The 19105-nt window shown below is 44.7% G+C and carries 12 protein-coding genes; 7 read left to right on the forward strand and 5 right to left on the reverse strand.

Annotation, left to right across the window (positions count from 1 at the left end; translation table 11 throughout):
- From ABDW16_RS01980 to ABDW16_RS01995, 4 genes are all read right to left on the reverse strand, one after another.
- A partial coding sequence (locus ABDW16_RS01980) for a SusC/RagA family TonB-linked outer membrane protein (protein WP_343667436.1) occupies positions 1 to 2423 on the reverse strand: 2423 nt, incomplete at its 3' end.
- A 221-nt stretch (positions 2424 to 2644) separates the two neighbouring features.
- Entirely contained in the window at positions 2645 to 3631 is a 987-nt protein-coding gene (locus ABDW16_RS01985) for a FecR domain-containing protein (protein ID WP_343667437.1), read from the reverse strand.
- Between the two features lie 97 nt (positions 3632 to 3728).
- Positions 3729 to 4316: an RNA polymerase sigma-70 factor gene (locus ABDW16_RS01990; RefSeq protein WP_343667438.1), complete on the reverse strand. Its 588-nt coding sequence runs from the start codon at positions 4314 to 4316 to the stop codon at positions 3729 to 3731.
- 175 nt (positions 4317 to 4491) lie between these two features.
- Positions 4492 to 5367, reverse strand: coding sequence for an AraC family transcriptional regulator (locus tag ABDW16_RS01995; protein WP_083721383.1), 876 nt, complete (start codon positions 5365 to 5367; stop codon positions 4492 to 4494).
- A 381-nt stretch (positions 5368 to 5748) separates the two neighbouring features.
- Between ABDW16_RS01995 and ABDW16_RS02000 the strand changes: the two genes are divergently transcribed.
- The 6 genes from ABDW16_RS02000 (at position 5749) to ABDW16_RS02025 (ending at position 15837) form a co-directional block, all read left to right on the forward strand.
- The gene (locus ABDW16_RS02000) at positions 5749 to 6780 is read left to right on the forward strand and encodes a substrate-binding domain-containing protein (RefSeq protein WP_343667439.1); all 1032 of its coding nucleotides are present in this window, start codon (positions 5749 to 5751) and stop codon (positions 6778 to 6780) included.
- Between the two features lie 808 nt (positions 6781 to 7588).
- The gene (locus ABDW16_RS02005; protein WP_343667440.1) at positions 7589 to 10876 is read left to right on the forward strand and encodes a SusC/RagA family TonB-linked outer membrane protein; all 3288 of its coding nucleotides are present in this window, start codon (positions 7589 to 7591) and stop codon (positions 10874 to 10876) included.
- Between the two features lie 37 nt (positions 10877 to 10913).
- Entirely contained in the window at positions 10914 to 12488 is a 1575-nt protein-coding gene (locus ABDW16_RS02010) for a SusD/RagB family nutrient-binding outer membrane lipoprotein (RefSeq protein WP_343667441.1), read from the forward strand.
- Positions 12489 to 12614: 126 nt separating this feature from the next.
- Positions 12615 to 13910, forward strand: coding sequence for a cytochrome c (locus ABDW16_RS02015; RefSeq protein ID WP_343667442.1), 1296 nt, complete (start codon positions 12615 to 12617; stop codon positions 13908 to 13910).
- Positions 13911 to 13974: 64 nt separating this feature from the next.
- Positions 13975 to 14529 carry a redoxin domain-containing protein gene (locus tag ABDW16_RS02020; protein WP_343667443.1) on the forward strand — a complete coding sequence of 185 codons (555 nt, stop codon included), beginning with the start codon at positions 13975 to 13977 and terminating at the stop codon, positions 14527 to 14529.
- 3 nt (positions 14530 to 14532) lie between these two features.
- Positions 14533 to 15837, forward strand: a complete 1305-nt coding sequence (locus ABDW16_RS02025) for a cytochrome c (protein WP_343667444.1) — start codon at positions 14533 to 14535, stop codon at positions 15835 to 15837.
- A 71-nt stretch (positions 15838 to 15908) separates the two neighbouring features.
- On the opposite strand, the gene mutS is transcribed toward ABDW16_RS02025, so the two are convergent.
- Positions 15909 to 18515 carry a DNA mismatch repair protein MutS gene (gene mutS, locus ABDW16_RS02030; RefSeq protein ID WP_343667445.1) on the reverse strand — a complete coding sequence of 869 codons (2607 nt, stop codon included), beginning with the start codon at positions 18513 to 18515 and terminating at the stop codon, positions 15909 to 15911.
- A 54-nt stretch (positions 18516 to 18569) separates the two neighbouring features.
- Between mutS and ABDW16_RS02035 the strand changes: the two genes are divergently transcribed.
- A complete protein-coding gene (locus tag ABDW16_RS02035; protein ID WP_343667446.1) occupies positions 18570 to 19103 on the forward strand; it encodes an RNA methyltransferase in 534 nt (177 codons plus the stop codon).
- The last annotated feature ends 2 nt before the right edge of the window (positions 19104 to 19105 follow it).

The raw sequence follows: 19105 nt of genomic DNA on the forward strand, positions 1-19105 counted from the left end.
CGGTTATCTTCCGGCTTCAGGTATATACCGGGATATGGTGTGCGGGTATTAAAATTCACTCTTGACACACCTGCTGTGGTTTGCAAAATAAACCGTGCGGGCCGTGAAGAATAAGGGGCGATGTCATTCCCTGCTTTGGCATAAGAAAGCCGCACTTTTGCAAAGCTGATGGCTTTGGGCAGTTTAACCAGTTCACTGATGATCGTGCTGATGCCGGAGGAATAATAAAAATAACCCTTGTCTTTGATAGGTGTAAAGGCAAATGTGCTGCTCCAGTCATTACGCCCCGTGAGGTCTAAAAAGATGCTGTTTTTAAAATGCACCTGTGCACTACCAAAGAGTGCCTGCAGTTGTTTACGTTCTACACTTTGCTGTGCATCGAGTGCATTGGGAGCAATGTTTTTTACGGAGAATATATTGGGCACAATCAATCCTTCTGCAGCAGTGACATTGGTGCTGATCAGGCTCCTGTCATGTGCCCTGATATCGGTGATACTGGCGCCCAGCATACCTTGCAGCTTCCAGGAAGGACATACCTGCCTCACAGCAGTGAGCATCATATCGGCATAGAACTGTCTGTTACTTTCTTTTTCAAGGGTATACCTGCCATTGGGAGGGGAGAGTACCTGTTGGGTGCCTGCGTAGGCTTTCATTTCGTATTGGTCGTTGCTTTTATCAAAGTTAGCCCTGGCCTGCAGGTGGAGCCAGTCATTAAAGCGGTACCTGGCCGAGAGGGCAGCCAGCCCCCTGTGGCGATTATCTTCCCGCTCATCTCTTTTCTGAATCCAGTAGGGGTTCTGCTGATCATCCTGCCCGGTCCATCCCAGGCTGTTGTTAATGTTCCACCAGTTCTGCATATACATATTCCTGCTGTTGTCAAAGTATTCAAAGTCTTTGTAGCTGTTAAAATCCAGCCCTCGTGGAAATGCATATAAACCTGTGAGGGGGTTATAATATAAACCACTCGACGGTCTGTTCACAGCGTATTGAACCAGGTAGGAGATATTCGCATCTATATGTAGTTTATTTTCCAGCATATCGCTGGTAACACGGATATTGAAGTTGTGCTTTTGCAGCCGGTTGATGGGCATGATGCCCCTGTTCATGGTATTCGAGTACGAAATGTAATACTGTGTTTTCTCAATACCGCCACTGACAGATAATCCATTCATGGAAGTCAGTCCTGTGTTAAAGAAAGGGCTCACATGGTCTTTGGCATGGATAGGTGCGCCCCAGCTATCTGCAGAACCGGCCTGCTTATCACTTGTATAAGGCGGTGTAGTTTGCCCATAGCGATATTGCAGTGCAGGTAAAAGTAATGGTGTTTCTGCAGTGAGGTCAGAAGATACTTCGATATGTCCTTTGCCTGAATAGCCTTTTTTAGTTGTAATCATGATCACACCATTGGCGGCCTGACTGCCATACAAAGCAGCGGCGGAAGCGCTTTTCAGTACACTGATGCTTTCAATGTCGTCAGGGTTCAGGTTAGAGATGCCATCTCCGCCATCACGACCGCCATTCCCTGTGATGCCCGATGATTCTCCCCATATATCAGTAGGCTGTGAAGGGGTGAAATTCGCCATCGGTACACCGTCGATGATATATAAAGGCTGATTTTCGCGGGTAGATTTATTCCCTCTCAATACGACCCTGGCAGAGCCACCGATCCCTGAGGCACTACGGTTGATCATTACTCCGGCTATTCTGCCGGAGAGGTTGTTGATCACATTGGCATCTTTTACGGTAGAGATATCATCGCTGTTTAACAAACCGGTGGAGTAGGGGAGTTCTTTGTTATTTTTAGGAATACCCAGTGCAGTGACGATGAGTTCATTCAGTCCTTTGATATTTTCAGTAAGGGTAACATCCAGGTTGTAAGTAGCTACAGGTACAAGTATTTCTCTATTGATATAACCTACAGAACGGAAGATGATTACATCACTCAACCCGGTTTTGATATTGTAATACCCTGCATCATCGGTCTTCACCCCTCTTGTGGTGTTTTTGATCATGACGGTAACGCCGGGTAATGGTGAGCCATGCATAGAAACGACCCTGCCACTGACTTCTTTTTGCAACGCAACAGGATTATGCAGCTGTACATTTTCATCCACAGTGCTTACAATCACATTTTCTCCCCGGGGGGTAAATTTATAACCGGTTAATGCGGATAACTGTTCCAGCACCTGCGCTAAAGAAAGATTACTACAAGTAAAAGATACAGGTTTATCCACATCAATCGCGGCTTTATCATAGTGGAAACTAATGTGTTGCCGGGCGGCAATAGCATCCATAATTTCCGTCAGGGGTTTATTATGCAGGGAAAGGCTGATCTGGGCAATAGCCTTTCTTCCTGGTAATAGTGATATTAACAGGAAAATTACGACAATACATACTTTCATAAAGTATGATCTTCCCTTCATTTCGGCCCCGGTGATTTTAACATAGTAAAGCAGCAATAAACATTTATGGGGCTACCCAAATACTACATGCAGGAATGCTCTGGGGAGCGAATTATAAATAGCTGGGGTTCCCCGTGTTATAGGAGGAACCTTTGTAATAGTGCCAAAACGTGTTAGATGTTAAAGGGCCGTTACATGTGTATACGGCCACCTGATTGTAGTGTCGGGGCTAACCCCATAAATTATTTCTTATTTTTTAAAATTACAGTATCACGCGCTATCGACCAGGACAGTGATTCAGTCAGACAGATTGTTTCCAGCACATTTTGCAGGGTTTCCTGCCGGAAGCTACCGGTATAGGTCCATGCTTTTTTATCGCTTTGGTTGATGACGGTTACGGCAAAAGTGTTTTCAATGGCATTGCGCACTTGTTCATACGAGGCATCTTTGAATACCAGGGTGCCTTGTTGCCACCCGGTGGCTTCCGGGGTGCTAAAGGTGGTCCTGGTTACTTTCAGGCTTTGCAGGTCATAACTCAATAGTTCACTGGATTCGAGTATTACTGGTTTGGTGCCGGTGGCAGCTACTTTTACTTTACCACTCAGCAGTGCCACGGTAATTTTCTGTTCGTTTCGGTAAGCGCGTATATTGAAAGAGGTGCCCAGTGCTGTTGTACTGAGTCCTCCGCTGTGTACGGTGAAGTGGTGTGCGGGGTCGGGAGCTACGTCAAAGTAAGCCTCTCCGTCTTCGAGATAAAGGTCACGACTTTGGCTGAAGTGTACAGGGTACCTGAGGCGGCTGCCGGCATTGAGCACTACGGTGCTGCCGTCTTCCAGCCGCAGGTGTTCGGTTTTACCTTTTACGGTAGTAACGATATAGAATCCGTTGATAATTTCTTTATGGTTGTCAACTTTGGCCATAGGGGCTTTGTCCGCAGGTATTGCGGAGCGGGTATAGTGCTGGAAGAACCAGCTGGCGGCAGCTACCAGCATAGTGATAGCGGCAGCGGCATAATACCACGGGCGCAATGTACGCCGGCGGGGCACGTTCATATTTTTATGCAGTGCAGCGTGTACATCTGCGAGGTCCTGCTGGATGACAGTTTCCGGAATGTGCGTAACAGGCTGTTGTATCCCTTCAAACCACTCTTCTATCAACTGTTTTTCCCCGGCTGTGGACGCTCCTTCGTTATAACGTTCCAGTATTTTCTTTATCTGATCAAGGTTCACAGCTTAGTAATTTAAAATAATGTCCTAATGTTCCTATTGTTGTCCCTAACGTTAGTGATGCTCTTAATGGTGTCGTTTCAAGTTGCAACAAGTACCATCAATTGTAAAAAAAAGCGGCCGTGAGCAGCAGCAAAACGATGTCTGTCTGCGCATGGTTGGTACGCAGTATTTTTAAAGCCTTGGTAATCTGGTTTTTAACCGTTTGTTGTGACAGTCCCAGGCGTACTGCAATCTGTTCCACCGTCTGGTGTTCTACCCTGCTCAGTATGAAGACTTCCTTCATTCTTTCGGGAAGCTGGTTGATGGTTTCAAACACATCTTCCGTACGTGTTTTACTGTCCAGCAGTTCTGTGATACTACCGGGTTGTACATCAAAGTGTTCGATGAGCTGTTGCAGGTATTTGCGATAAGTATTGTTCTTGCGGTAAATGTCTATAATCTTATGTCGGGCGGACTGGTAGAGGTATGATTTCAGCGATTCATTGACGCTCAGTGTCAGCCTTCTTTCCCAGAGGGAGGTAAAGAGTTCCTGTAATACATCCTTGCCTGCTTCGGCAGGTTCAATCTTGCTCAGGATGTAGAGGTATAAGGGCTGGCTATAACGTGCGTAAATAGCATTGAAGGCCATTATGTTATCTTCCTGGAGCAGTGAAAGTAATTGGGTGTCTGAGTAATTACTATACATGGATTACAGTCGTGACATAGATTTGGTTAAGGTTTTCAACAATTGTATATATGAAGGGAAATTACCACATTTATTGAAATTACCAAAAATTCAAATCACCCCTTTAACGACAAACGCTTCTGCTGCAGGCAGAAGCGTTTGTCGTTGGCCATAAGGCCTGCGGTCGGCTTAAATATCAAGCCTCTTTGAGCCTCAATTCATTCTTATACTCTTTAGGCGTTTTACCCACTATTTCTTTGAAAAACCTGTTAAAATTCGACAAGTTCTTAAATCCACACGAATATGCAATCTCTGCTATTGACCAGTCTTCTTCTGTTAGTCGCTTACAGGCATGCCCAATCCGCACTTCATTTAAGAACTGTACAAACGATTTCTTCGTCCTGTTCTTAAAGAACCTGCAGAAAGACTGTGGCGACAGGTTCGTAATACTCGCTACATCCTGCAGAGAAATCTCTTTGCTGAAGTTACTCATCACATACTTGAATACTTCATCGATTTTATGATTGTCCTTCGCATTGAAAGCATGTGAATAACCTGTACTTGCCAGGTACTGCACATCCTTTGTTTCTGTCAATACTTTCAGGATACTCAGCAATGAAATAATTCTTTCCAGGCCCTCTTTCTTTGGCAATTGGAGGATCTGATCTTTCAGCAGATCATAGGTAGGACCTATAATCTTCATGCCACGTTGCGCACGGTGAAATAAATCAGTCAGTGCCTTTGTCTCCGGCAAGCCATAGAACTTATCCCCAAAAATGTCTTTCGGAAAATAAATCACAACAGATCTTGCCTTCAGCGCTTCATTGTTCTTGTAGTAGCTCTCATCATTGTACCATACATGTGGAATATGTGGCCCCAGAAACACCATATCTCCTACATCAAAACTCTCAATGCTGTCGCCTACAATTCTTTTACCGTTGCTCTCCGTAACGTATACCAGCTCACACTCCGGGTGAAAATGGAATGGAGTATTGAAATAAGGATCACTTCTCTCAATGATCGTGATCTGATTGTCGGCAAACGCCCCCACTTTAATCAGAATGGGTTTCATGTAGTATAAGTTTAAGCTGTTTTTATTCTAGCTCCGTTGTGATGATGATTCGTCTTCTTGCCCCAGACAGGACATAATCTCCCCGAAACAATTCAATTGATAATAGTAAAAAATCCATGGCCACGTCCAAATGGATGGCGGTCTTTTAAAACATTCCCCCTGACAGAACTTTTCCTGTGAAAGTGCCAAATTATCAAATTTTGGTTAAAAAAACATCATTTTTTAGTAAATAACATTTATTTCCTGTTGAAACGCCTATCCGGGCAGGTAAACGGGGGATGATGAGGATCATTCCTCCCCGGATAGGCTTATCTGGAAATAATTTGGTCGTTTGCAACTAAGATTATAATTTTCTAACGAATCAAACCAAATCTGAATCACGTGAAAGGAATATCGATTAAAGATATAGCCCAACAGGCCGGCGTTTCTCCCACCACCGTTTCTTTCGTTCTGAATGGTAAAGGAAAAGAAAAAAGGATCAGCGAACAGGTAAGCAAACGTATTCTGAAGATTGCCGGCAAGCTAAAGTATAAACCTAACCAACTGGCACGTGGATTACGCACTGGTAAAACCAAAACAATCGGGTTAATCGTAGAGGACATTGCCAATAATTTCTTTGCCAATGTAGCGAAAGTAGTAGAAGATGAGGCAGACAAATATGGCTATAAAGTACTTTTCGGCAGCACCGAAGACAATGAAGAAAAAGCCCGTGGCCTGCTGGAAGTGCTCCGTTATCGCCAGGTAGATGGGTATATCATTACGCCTACTCTCAACCTGGACAAGGACATTGCCACCCTGCAAAAACCTGTTGTACTGATGGACCGCTATTTCCCGAATGTCAAAGACTCGTCTTATGTGGTGGTAGACAACTACCAGGGTGCCGTGACTGCAGTCGATCACCTGGCGGCACAGGGATACAAGCATATTGGGATTATTACTACTACCTCGCACCAGATCCAGATGCAGCAACGTTTGGAAGGCTTTACTGCAGCCCTGAAAACACATGGCCTGCCCGCAGGCAAGAATGTGATCAAGCGCCTGCCTTTTGACCTGGATAGGCCCGGATATACACAGGAGATCACCAAATACCTGCAGAACAACCGGGAGCTGGATGCCGTGTTCTTTGCCACCAACTACCTCGGTATTTGTGGTATTGAAAGCATTCGCTCTCTCGGGTTACAGATAGGTAGCGAGCTGGGCATGGTTAGTTTCGACGATCATGACATCTTCCGCCTACTCAGCCCTGCAGTGACCTGCGTAGCCCAACCTGTCGAAGAAATTGGCCGAAGGCTGATCAGGATACTGATGGAAGAACTGGACGAGACATCAGAAGCACCACAACAGGTTGTGCTGCCACTTGAATTGCGGGAACGTGAGTCATCCGTGCGGAATAAGAAGTTAGTGAAAGCCTGATGTAATCGTTTACCTTAATAATTAACATTTATAATCGCTTTTGTCGCAGGCAGAAGCGATTTTTTTTGTTATAAACATTACCGTCCATACAAATATAATTTGCTCATAATGAAAACTTTCAATAAGTTGCAAAAAATGACCTATGCCGGGAAACTGTGAAAATGCCTAATACCCACTAATCTGCTTTTTTATACCAGGAAATCATTTTTGTAAATGCTATACCATGAAAAGAATGAGATACCTATTGTCGCGTTACGGATAATTTTCCACTATTAAATTTTCGTAAAGTCTTGGGACATGAGTTGAATTTATATTACGAATTTCTTCAATTGGGTTCATTTCTCCGATAGTATTTTCTCGTGAAGGTGTGCTAATTTACCGAGATTAACAGATAATGAAAGTTTAGATAAAAAAATGTTAAATCTTTTTTGTTTCTAAAAATTATTTGGGTAGTTTGGCGCTGTCAATTTTAAGAATGTAGAGAAAAACTATGGCATTTTGGAAGAGTGGAATGTACTGAGGGACAAAGCGGTGAAAATAACACCAGTTAAGAAAGGAAGTTAAAATGTCCTATACCGGAAATTGAGTTAAATAAAACGTAAACGGTAACCGCCGGAATGTATTAAAAAAAGGATACAAATCCAGGTAAAGGTACCCAAAGAAAAAAAGAGAAAATAGCATCACATTCTGGGAACAATAGATTGTCAGCTTCCGAAAAGTGGAGGCCAGCCATTCCCATGCGTTTCTGTATGTAATTACACTTGTGACTAAACACTTATCATACTTAAAATCTAACTAAAAGAAAGCTATGCGAAGATCTCTATTAGTAAGCACATTGCTTCTTTTGTTCTGCTGCTTTACTGCTTTGGCACAGAACAAAAAGGTAGTGTCCGGGACTGTTAAAGATGACAAAGGAACAGCTATTCCAGGTGTTACTATCCTGGAAAAGGGCACCAAGAACGGTACTCTGACTGCTCCCGATGGTTCCTTCAAAATCTCTGTTGCTCCTGAAGGCACTCTGGTTGTATCCTTTTTAGGTTATGCCACTCAGGAAATTGCGGTAGGTGGCCAATCCACGATTAATGTTGCACTTGCTACAGACAACAAAAATCTGGGCGAAGTGGTTGTAACTGCGATGGGTATTAAAAGACAGGCCCGTTCCCTGGGTTATGCCGTTAGTACCGTAAGCGCAAAAGAAATTTCACAGACAGGTTCTCCCAGCTTTGCATCTGCATTGTATGGTAAAGCTGCTGGTGTGAAGGTTATTTCAGCTCCAGGTGGTGCTTCTTCCGGTGTATCTATCCAGGTGAGAGGGGTAACCTCCGTTTCTGGTAATACTCAGCCACTGTATGTTGTGGATGGTATTCCTATCAGAAACATGCAGGATCCTACCAAGAAAGACTTCAATACTACTAACAACCGTATCGATGGTAACGGTGCCCTGGATATCAACCCTGAAGATATCGAGAGCCTGACTGTACTGAAAGGTGCTTCTGCATCTGCACTGTATGGTTCTGAAGCTACAAACGGTGTGGTTGTAATCACTACCAAAAAAGGTTCCAGATCAAGAGGTTTAGGTGTTGATCTGAACTACGTGTATACCGCTGAGCAACTGGCTAACAGCCCTGACTACCAGAACGAATACGGTCCTGGTTATGCAGAAGCTTACATGGTTGGTATCAGTGGCGATGGCACTGGCTGGGTGAAAGAAGCTGATGGTTCTGAACATCCTTATTATGGTGCTTACGAGGCTTTCGGTCCTAAATTCGACGGCAGAACCGTTAAATACTGGGATGGATCTACCCGCAAATATGTAGCAAACAAGAATAACTACCGTGATTTCTTCCAGACTGGTTACAACTCCCAGTTCAACGCTGCAATTTCTAACGCTAATGAGAACGCTTCTTACCGTTTCTCTTATACCCGTACAGACTATAAAGCGATTGTTCCAGGTTCTAACCTGAACAAGAATAACTTTAACCTGAACGCTACCCTGAAACTGCACAAGAAAGTATCAGTAGACATCATCTCTACTTTCAATAATAACTACACGCATAACCGTCCGTCTACCCTCACGAACGTATTGAACTCTTATGGTGGTTTCTTCAGCCGTATGGATGATATGGATACTTACTATAACAAGTACAAGACTTCTAACGGTTATAAGTATGTTAAGTATAACAACAGTAGCTACGATCAGAGCGAGAAAATCATCTATCCACTGAGAGCTACTCAGCTGATGGACTATATGTGGACACAGCTGCGTGACAACTACAATGAAAATCAAAACCGTTTCATCAACAGCGTAACTTTAAACTATTCCATCCTGGATAACCTGAAGTTCCGTGGTCGTATCGGTAATGACTTCACCAGCTGGAAAGCGGCAAACGAAGAACACAATACCCAACCTACATATGTAGGAACCAGTGGTAAATTTGGTATCGAACAGAGAACTAACAGCCTGATATATGGAGATGCGATGTTGAGCTACAATCCTAAAATCGGTAAGAACTTTGATCTGGGTATCTCTGGTGGTTTCACTGCAAGAAAACAAAACTTCCAGTACCAGAGCAGTAATACTACTGTAGGTCTGGCTAGTGAAAACTGGTTCTCCCTGAATAACTCTGCAGGTACACTGCAAACTTCAAGCACTCACGGTGAGCAGGTTGACGTAGCTGGTTTCGGTATCGTAAACCTGAGCTATAAAGGCTGGTTGTACGTTGAAGGAACTGGTCGTTCTGAAAGAACTTCTACCCTGGCTCCAGGTCTGAATAGCTACACTTACCCATCTGCGAATGCTGGTTTTGTATTCTCTGATGTATTCAAACTGCCTACATGGTGGAACTATGGTAAACTGAGAGCTTCTTACGGTATCACAGGTAACCACCCTGTAATGTTCGTATCTCCTGTTGCCTACACTCAAACCGGTGTGACCCTGAATGGCCAATACCTGGTTTATCAACAGCCTTCTGGTAGCAGCTTCGGTAACGATAAACTGGAATCTGAGCAGAAGAGAGAGTTTGAATTCGGTCTGGAAACAAGAATCATTGGTGGTAAAGTTGGTGTAGACTTCACTTACTATAACAACAAGATCAAGAAACAGATCCTTGAAATCACAACTCCTCAGACAGCTGGTGCTACTTCCCAGTTCGTTAACGCTGGTGACCTGAGCAACTACGGTTTTGAAGGTGCTATCAACGCAACTCCAATTCAAACCAAGGATTTCCGTTGGGATACACGTTTCAACTTCGGTATTAACCGTAACAAGCTGACTTCATTGCCTTCTTACCTGCCTAACCTGACTAACGATCTGGAAAGTGGTTACGTAATCGCAAGATCTGAAATAGGTGATCCACTGGGTAACATCTATGTTCACCCACACAACATGGACGCTAACGGTAACTACAAAGTAGATGGTAACGGTCTGTACACTTACAATACCGATGCTTATATCAAGGTTGGTAACATGATGCCTAAAGTTGTAGGTGGTTTCTCAAACAGCTTCTCTTACAAAGCATTCAACCTGGATATCACCCTGGATTACCGTTTCGGTGGTAAACTGGTTTCTATTCCTTCTTACTATGCAGTTGGTGCCGGTATGTACAAGAGCACTCTCCAATACAGAGATGCAGCTCACGGTGGTATCGGTTACAATGTTGTTGACGAAGAATCTGCTAACTACGTAGCTGCTGCTGCTGGTGCAACTGCTGATCGTTACAATGGTATCATTCTGCCAGGTGTAACTGATGATAACGGCACTAAGAACACTAAAGTAACTTCCGCTGGTATCTATTATGATGCACAGTTCGGATGGCACACTGGTGACTATTCTCAGGCAGTATTCAAAAACAGCTATATCAAAGTACGTGAAGTAGCGCTGACTTACAATATGCCTAAGAGCATCATTAACAAATTACATTTCCAGGGGCTGCAGGTAGCACTGATTGGCCGTAACCTGTTCTACGTTTACAAATCCCTGCCTTATGGCCTGGATCCGGAAGTTGCAACTGGTTCAAGATGGATTGATCAAGGTATGAACACTGGTGGTATGGCTCCTACAAGAAGCCTTGGTGCCAGCCTTCGTGCTCGCTTCTAATGTATTTATTTGCTAAATGACGAAACAAAGAAAACTAATGAAAAAACTTCTTATAAACGCAGCGCTTCTGGTCTTACTGGCAGGTTCTTTCAGCTCCTGTAAGAAAAAGATCGAAGAAGACTACCAAAACCCGGAACTGACTACCTCAGGTAACATCGGTAAGCTGTTCGCCGGTATGTTCTTCAACAAGAGAATTCACCCGTCTTACTGGGATTATTATACCATTCTGCAGTCTTACACAGGTGCTTACTCTGGTCTGGTTTCCCTGGTACCAAGCAGCACCATGTATCAGACTACTTCCAGCTATACTGATGGTAAATGGACTGACTTCTACAACGGTTCTACCGGTACTGACTATAACTATAATGGTCCTGGTATCCTGAACAACTACCGCGAAATGCAGACTACCTATAATGGACTGGCTACAAGTGAGCAGGCAAATCAGGACATTTATCTGAAACTTGCTCAGGTAATCGTAGCTGACCAGGCTGCGCAGATGGTGGATCTGTGGGGTGATATTCCTTTCTCTAAGGCAAACTCCCTGAACTCTTCTACCCGTCAGGTGGAGTATGCAGCTTATGATGATGCAGCTGCGCTGTACGATACACTGATTGCGAACCTGGATGCGGTAAACACCTACCTGACTACTGCAACCGTTGCTGCTACAGAATCTGGTAATCTGAAACTGTACGACAGAATATACAACGGTGATCTGACCATGTGGCGTCGTTATGCTAACTCACTGCGTCTCCGCTTGCTGATGCGCATCTCTAACGTTAGCGAATCGAAAGCACAGACAGCTGTTACCAATATGCTGAATAATCCAAGCACGTACCCACTGATCTCTACTAACGCTCAGGATGCACTGCTTTGGGAAAGCCCAACCACCCTGGTTAGTGATCTGCTGAGTGCATTCACCAGCTTCCCTTACGCTCCTAAGTTCTTGTTGGAAGATGTACTGGTTGCTAATAATGACCCTCGTACCAAAGTTATGTTCGATCCGGACACTGCTAACGGTTACAAAGGTTTCCCTTATAACGGTACTTCTACAGAATATAGCAATGGTGGTTATGCTTCTTTCGATTCTGCTACCTTCTTCTATAACTACAACCTGCCAGGTGTACTGTTCACTGCTGCTGAAGTTAGCTTCCTGCAGGCTGAAGCTTACGAAAGATGGGGATTGGGTACTGCAGCTACTGCATACACTACCGGTCTGGATCAGTCAGTTGAATACTTCTACATGCTGAACAGCAAAGTTTCTAACCGTTCCACTCAGTACAAATGGCCTTCACTGACTGTGAATACCGATACTGTAGCACTGTGGAAAGCAGCAGCTGCTGTAGCTTACACTGGTACTGCTACTGAGAAACTGGAAAAGATCTATACGCAGAAATGGGTGAACTTCTTCGTTATGCAGGCAAACCAGGCATGGTCTGAATACAGAAGAACAGGTTATCCTGCAATTCAACTGCCAGTTTCTGCTGGTATCCAGGCTAATCCTCCGGTACGCTTCCTGTATCCATCTAACGAGTCATTGTATAACACTGTAAACTACAATGCTGTTAAATCTAAGGATACCCGCGACACTAAAGTATTCTGGGACGTTAACTGATAACGCTTAGATAAATATAAATTATAGTAGAGGCCCCGGCATACCTGCCGGGGCCTCTGCGTTTTTTACAAAAAAATCAAAATATTATACATTTGAGAAAAAATTATCTATTTTGGGTAAATAAGTATGAAACGCCTATTCCTATGCCTGTCGATTGTCCTGTCTTTTGCTGCCAGTGCGCAGCGCATTACCTGGTACCAACATATCGCTCCCATTGTTCATACTAACTGTACCCCCTGTCACCGCCCGGACGAAGCCGGCCCTTTTTCACTCATCACTTACGAAGACGTAGCCAAGCGCGCCGCCATGGTAAAGAGAGTCACCCAAAGCCGGTACATGCCACCATGGAAAGCAGATCCACATTATGTAAACTATGCCAACGAACGCCGCCTTACCGACGAAGAAATTGCCATGATCGCCAACTGGGCAGATCATCAGATGCCTGTAGGTAAGAACGATAAAGACAAACCTGATACCATTACCACCTCCAAAGTTTCGCGCCTGCCCGACCTCGAGCTCACCATGAAACAGGCCTTCGTAATCAAAGGTGATAATGTGGAACGTTTCATTGTTTACAAAATTCCTTTTGAACTGCCCGACTCCATGAATGTGGAAGCAATCCGCTTCATCACCAACAACCGCAAGCTCATTCACCACGCGAATTATGAAATAGACGACGTGCCTGAACTGGACCTTTACAACACCGTTGATTACATCAACCTTACTGAAGATGACCGGAATAAATATACACAGTACGTACCCTACCGCCATCGTATGATTTACTATGGTGGCTGGATTCCAGGTGCCTCCTATGAATCCTATCCTCCCGGTATCGGCTGGCGGATGCCGAAGAGAGGTGTGATCCTGCTCACCCTGCACTTTGCACCTGTGGGTAAAGAAGAAAAGAGCATCAGCGGCGTACAATTATACTTCACAAAGAATAAAGTAAAGAGAGACATTCGTGCCGTGAGCATAGGTTCCGGTGGGGTAGGAGAGAAAGACATTGATCCGTTCTTTTATATTCCTGCCAATGCAGTGAAGACTTTTAAGGTGAAAGTAAAGGTACCCGAAGATCAGTCACTGTTGTATGTATGGCCACATATGCACTACCTGGGAAAAATCTTCAGGGCTTATAGTGTGACGCCTGCAAATGATACGGTACGCTTAGTATCCATTCCTGACTGGAACGTGGCGTGGCAGGAAATGTACTGGTTCCCTACCTTGAAAAAACTACCGAAAGGGTCTACTATTTATGTGGAGGGGACCTATGATAATACAGCTGAGAATCCAGCTAATCCTAATAATCCTCCCCAGCTCATTTATAGTAGTGGCGATATGAGATCGACAGATGAGATGATGACATTAGTGATGATTTATTTGCCGTACGAAAACGGGGATGAAAGGATGGAAATTAAACAATGACATATATCATGAAAAAACATAATTGATATATTGTAATTTACCAACTGTCAACCAATGAGCCGTTATGTTAAGACTACTACTCTTATCCCTGCTGATAACTATGCAGTCGATAGGGAATCCACATGGTACTTCCTTTACTGAGCGATTAAAGGATTATACAGGCAAAGCTTATGACATCAGGCCACAGGGAAAGATCGTCGTGTATTTGTTTCTCTCTCCTGAATGTCCATTGTGCAGAAACTATGCACCCATCGTACAGCGGCTTTCGGAAAAGTATAAAAGCGTACAATTCTATGGCATCATCAGTGGCCGCACCTTTACCAGGGGGCAGATTGGTGCTTATGTAAAAGATTTCAGTCTCACCTTCCCTGTTCTCATGGATACAGATAAGGAGGTGGCAAATTCACTCAAAGCAACCGTCACACCCGAAGCATTGCTGGTAGGTAGTGATGGCAAAGAATATTATCGGGGATTGATAGACGACTGGATCACAGGCCTTGGTACCAAGCGTGCAAAAACCACGCAGCTCTACCTGGATCAGTCTATCCAGAACCTGGTGGCAGGTGTGCCCACTGTTACAAAAACCACACCCATAGGTTGTCTGATCAGTAATTATTAAAGTATGCGTATTGTCGTTGCAGTAACGCTGATGTTATCGTTATTTATTTGCGGAAAGGGGCGGGCACAGGATATCACCTGGTATAAACACATTGCCCCCATCATTCATAGTAATTGTACACCTTGTCACAGAACTGGAGAGGCGGCGCCTTTTCCCCTTGTTACCTACGATGATGTGGCTAAAAGAGCCAGTATGATTCAGCGGGTCACAGAAGCGCGCTATATGCCACCATGGAAACCAGATCCGCACTATGCACAATATGCCAATGAAAGGAGATTGTCTGACGAAGATATTGCCAAAATAGCCAACTGGGCAAGCCATGATATGCCTAAAGGCAATGCCGCTGATGCCAAAGATGAACGAAACTTTGTACCGGGTACCGTCTACTCCCGTCAACCTGATCTGGTACTAAAGATGAAGGATAGTTACCACCTGAATGGAGATAACAAAGATCATTACATCGTATATAAAATACCTTTTGAACTGGCAGATTCTATGAATGTGGAAGGCATAGAATTTATTACCAATAACCGGAAGGTGATTCACCATGCGAATTTTGAAATTGATGACGTACCGGGTATGGACCTGTATAACACAGTGGATTATGTAGATCACGAAACGGAAACAGTAAAGTACTTTGAAAACTTTGTACCCTATCGTAAGCGCATCATGTACTTTGGTGGCTGGATACCGGGTGCTTCTATGGAATCTTATCCTGAGCACATTGGTTGGGTGATGCCGAAGAGAGGAGTGATATTGCTAACCGTTCACTATGCACCATTGGGAAAGGAAGAAGAGGTGATCAGTGGCGTGCAGATCTGGTTTACAAAAACAAATGTAACAAGGCGGATCAAAGCACAGAACCTGGGTTCCGGGGGGGAATCACAAAAGCAGATCCAGCCATTCTTTTATTTACCTCCCGATGTAGTGCGGACTTTTACATTGAATGTAAAAACAGAAAGTGATCAGTCATTGTTGTATGTGTGGCCGCATATGCACCTGTTAGGAAAAGAGTTCAAAGCATATGCCATCAAACCGAACAAGGATACCATTCCATTGGTACATATTCCTGTTTGGGATTTTAACTGGCAGGAGATTTACTGGTTTCCAAAGATGGTGAAGATTCCGAAGGGATCCACTATTCATATTGAAGGAACGTATGATAATACGATTAATAATCCTTACAATCCTAACCTGCCTCCGGCATTGGTAATGGAGAATATGAATACGAAGGATGAGATGATGACACTGGTAATGGTGACGCTGCCGTATGAAGATGGAGACGAGAATGTTTCTTTAAAAAAATAGCCGGCCGCAGGCCATCACCGCTGCCCGAACAAAAAACGCTTTTACCGAAGGTAAAAGCGTTTTTTGTGCAACTATAACAAATGCTTTATCTCACTTAATTTTAACAACGCCTCCACCGGTGTCAACCTATTTATATCCACATTCTCCAACATATCCCGTATCGTCTTAAACGTATCACTATGCGCATCAAATATACTCAGCTGTACCTTTTGCGCAGGCCCTGCCAAATTCTTCACCCGCTCCTGCACCGGCCCATCAATCTGCTTCTCTTCCAAATGCGCCAACACCTCATTTGCCCTTTCAATTAGCTTAGGAGGCATACCCGCCATTTTTGCCACATGAATACCAAAGCTATGCCTGCTACCTCCCGGCGCCAGTTTTCTCAAAAATATCACCTTATTCCCCGACTCCTTATTCGTAATATGGAAGTTCTTAATCCTTGCATGCTTATTCTCCAACTCATTCAGCTCATGATAGTGCGTGGCAAACAATGTCTTTGGTTTAGCCGCTGTCATATCATGCAGGTACTCTACAATACTCCATGCAATAGAGATACCATCATAAGTACTGGTACCCCGCCCAATCTCATCCAGGATCACCAGGCTACGCGGTGTAATATTATTAATAATACTCGCCGTTTCATTCATCTCCACCATGAAGGTAGACTCCCCGCCACTCAGGTTGTCAGAAGCCCCTACGCGTGTAAAGATCTTATCTGTCAGTCCGATCTCCGCCGCAGCCGCAGGTACAAAACTACCCATATGCGCCATCAGGGTAATCAATGCCGTCTGCCGCAGCAAAGCGGATTTACCACTCATGTTCGGTCCCGTCAGAATAATAATCTGCTGTGTTTCTTTATCCAGCATGATATCATTCGCTACATAACTCTCTCCCGGCGGCAATCCTCTTTCAATGACCGGATGTCGTCCTTCACGGATATCCAGATGATATTCATCTGTAATATGCGGACGACGATATTTAAACTGTATTGCATTGTTCGCAAAACTCAGCAGGCAATCCAATTTCGCCATCACCTGTGCATTCTGCTGTATCGGCCTGATAAAAGGTTGTAATGCAGACAACAGTTCTTCGAACAGCTGTGCTTCCAGCGTCAGGATCTTTTCTTCTGCCCCTGTAATCTTCTCTTCGTATTCCTTTAGCTCAGGTGTAATATATCTTTCAGCATTGGCCAGCGTTTGTTTTCGAATCCAGGTGTCGGGAACTTTATTCTTATGCGCATTGGTTACTTCCAGGTAGTAACCGAATACGTTATTGAATGCAACTTTCAGACTTGGAATCCCCGTAATTTCAGATTCCTGCTGTTGGATCTGTAGCAGGTAGTCTTTTCCGGAGCGGGCAATTTTACGCAGGGCATCCAGTTCTGTATGAACGCCCATCTGGATCACATCGCCTTTGCTCACGAGAATAGGCGGTGTCTCCGTTATTTCGCGCAGTATCCTGTCGAGAATGTCGTTACACCCATCCATCGTCATGGCCAGCCCGGCAAGGTATGGATGTGGTACTTTTTCCAGCAGGGCCTTTATGGCACATACCTGTTGCAGTGCTTTTGCCAGCGACATCACTTCCCTTGGGTTGATCTTCTTCAAAGGAATTTTGGATACCAGTCTTTCCAGGTCACCGGTTTGCTTCAGGTGATGGACCAGGTTTTTGGCAAGATCGGTCTCTTTGATAAAGTACTCCACTACATCCAGCCTTTCATTGATCTGGTTGATGTCGCGGAGCGGGAATATGAGCCAGCGTTTCAGCAGGCGGGCGCCCATAGGGCTTACGGTGGTATCGATAGTGGTGAGCAGGGTATTACCGTTTTCCACACTGCTGCCCAGCAATTCCAGGTTACGGATCGTAAACCTGTCCATCCACAGGAAATCATCCTGTTCTATGCGCTGAATATTGGTAATGTGTTGCAGGTGAGGATGTTCGGTATCCCGCAGGTAATGCAGGGCAGCGCCTGCAGCAATGATGGCATTATTGAGACCATCTACCCCAAAGCCTTTCAGGCTATGCGTCTCAAATTGCTTGAGGAGAATTTCATGGGCATAAGTGGACGTAAAGATCCACTCATCCATGGTGTATGTGTAAAACTTAGTGCCAAAGTGCTGGCGGAAGTTCTTTTGTTGTTGTTTGGCGTAGAGTACTTCGGCAGGTTTGAAGCTTTGCAGCAGTTTATCGGCATATTCGATGGTACCCTGTGCAATAAAGAATTCACCCGTGGAGATATCCAGGAAAGCTACGCCGGCGGCATCGTCCTGGAGGTGTACTGCAGCCAGGAAGTTGTTGTTGGCATTTTCGAGAATCTTATCATTCACGGCTACCCCGGGCGTCACCATTTCGGTCACGCCGCGTTTCACAATTCCTTTTACAGTCTTGGGATCTTCCAGCTGGTCGCATACTGCCACGCGGTGACCTGCTTTTACCAGTTTGTGGAGGTATGTGTCCAGTGAATGGTGTGGAAAACCAGCCAGGTCAACGTAAGAGGCCGAGCCATTGGCTCTTTTGGTCAGTACGATCCCCAATACTTTGGAGGCTATGACTGCGTCTTCATTAAAGGTTTCATAAAAATCGCCCACGCGGAACAAAAGCACGGCATCCGGGTAACGGGTTTTAATAGCCTTATGCTGTTGCATCAGTGGGGTTTCTTCCGATTTGCTTTTCGCCATTCGGCAAAAATATAGAAAATGTGGTTTATTTAGCAATTGCCATAACTTTGCGCCATGCGAAAACTAAGCATGGACGAACTAGGCCGCAAGACCATCGACGAATTCAAGGCGGCCGAAAAAACACCACTGGTATTAATACTGGACAATGTGCGGAGTATGCACAACGTAGGCTCCGTATTCAGAACGGCCGATGCCTTTCTGATTCAAGGGGTTATACTTTGTGGATATACTCCCGTACCCCCTCACCGCGATATTCAGAAGACAGCCCTGGGGGCTACAGAAACCGTGCACTGGCAGTACTATGCCACCACCATCGGGGCCGTTACTGCTTTAAAAGAAGCCGGATATCGTATCCTGGCTATTGAGCAGGCAGAAAACAGTGTAATGCTGAACCAGTTTCAGCCTGGAAGCGATCAGCCCCTGGCACTGGTGTTTGGCAATGAAGTGTCTGGTGTGGACGGGGAAGTGATGAAGCAGGTGGATGGGTGTATTGAAATACCTCAGGTAGGGATGAAGCATTCATTGAACATATCTGTGAGCACAGGTATCGTAGTTTGGGATATCTTTGTAAAGTTAAAAAGTAAATAGGA

It is taken from the genome of Chitinophaga sp. (genome assembly GCF_039596135.1).
In the GTDB taxonomy this organism is placed as follows: Bacteria; Bacteroidota; Bacteroidia; order Chitinophagales; family Chitinophagaceae; genus Chitinophaga.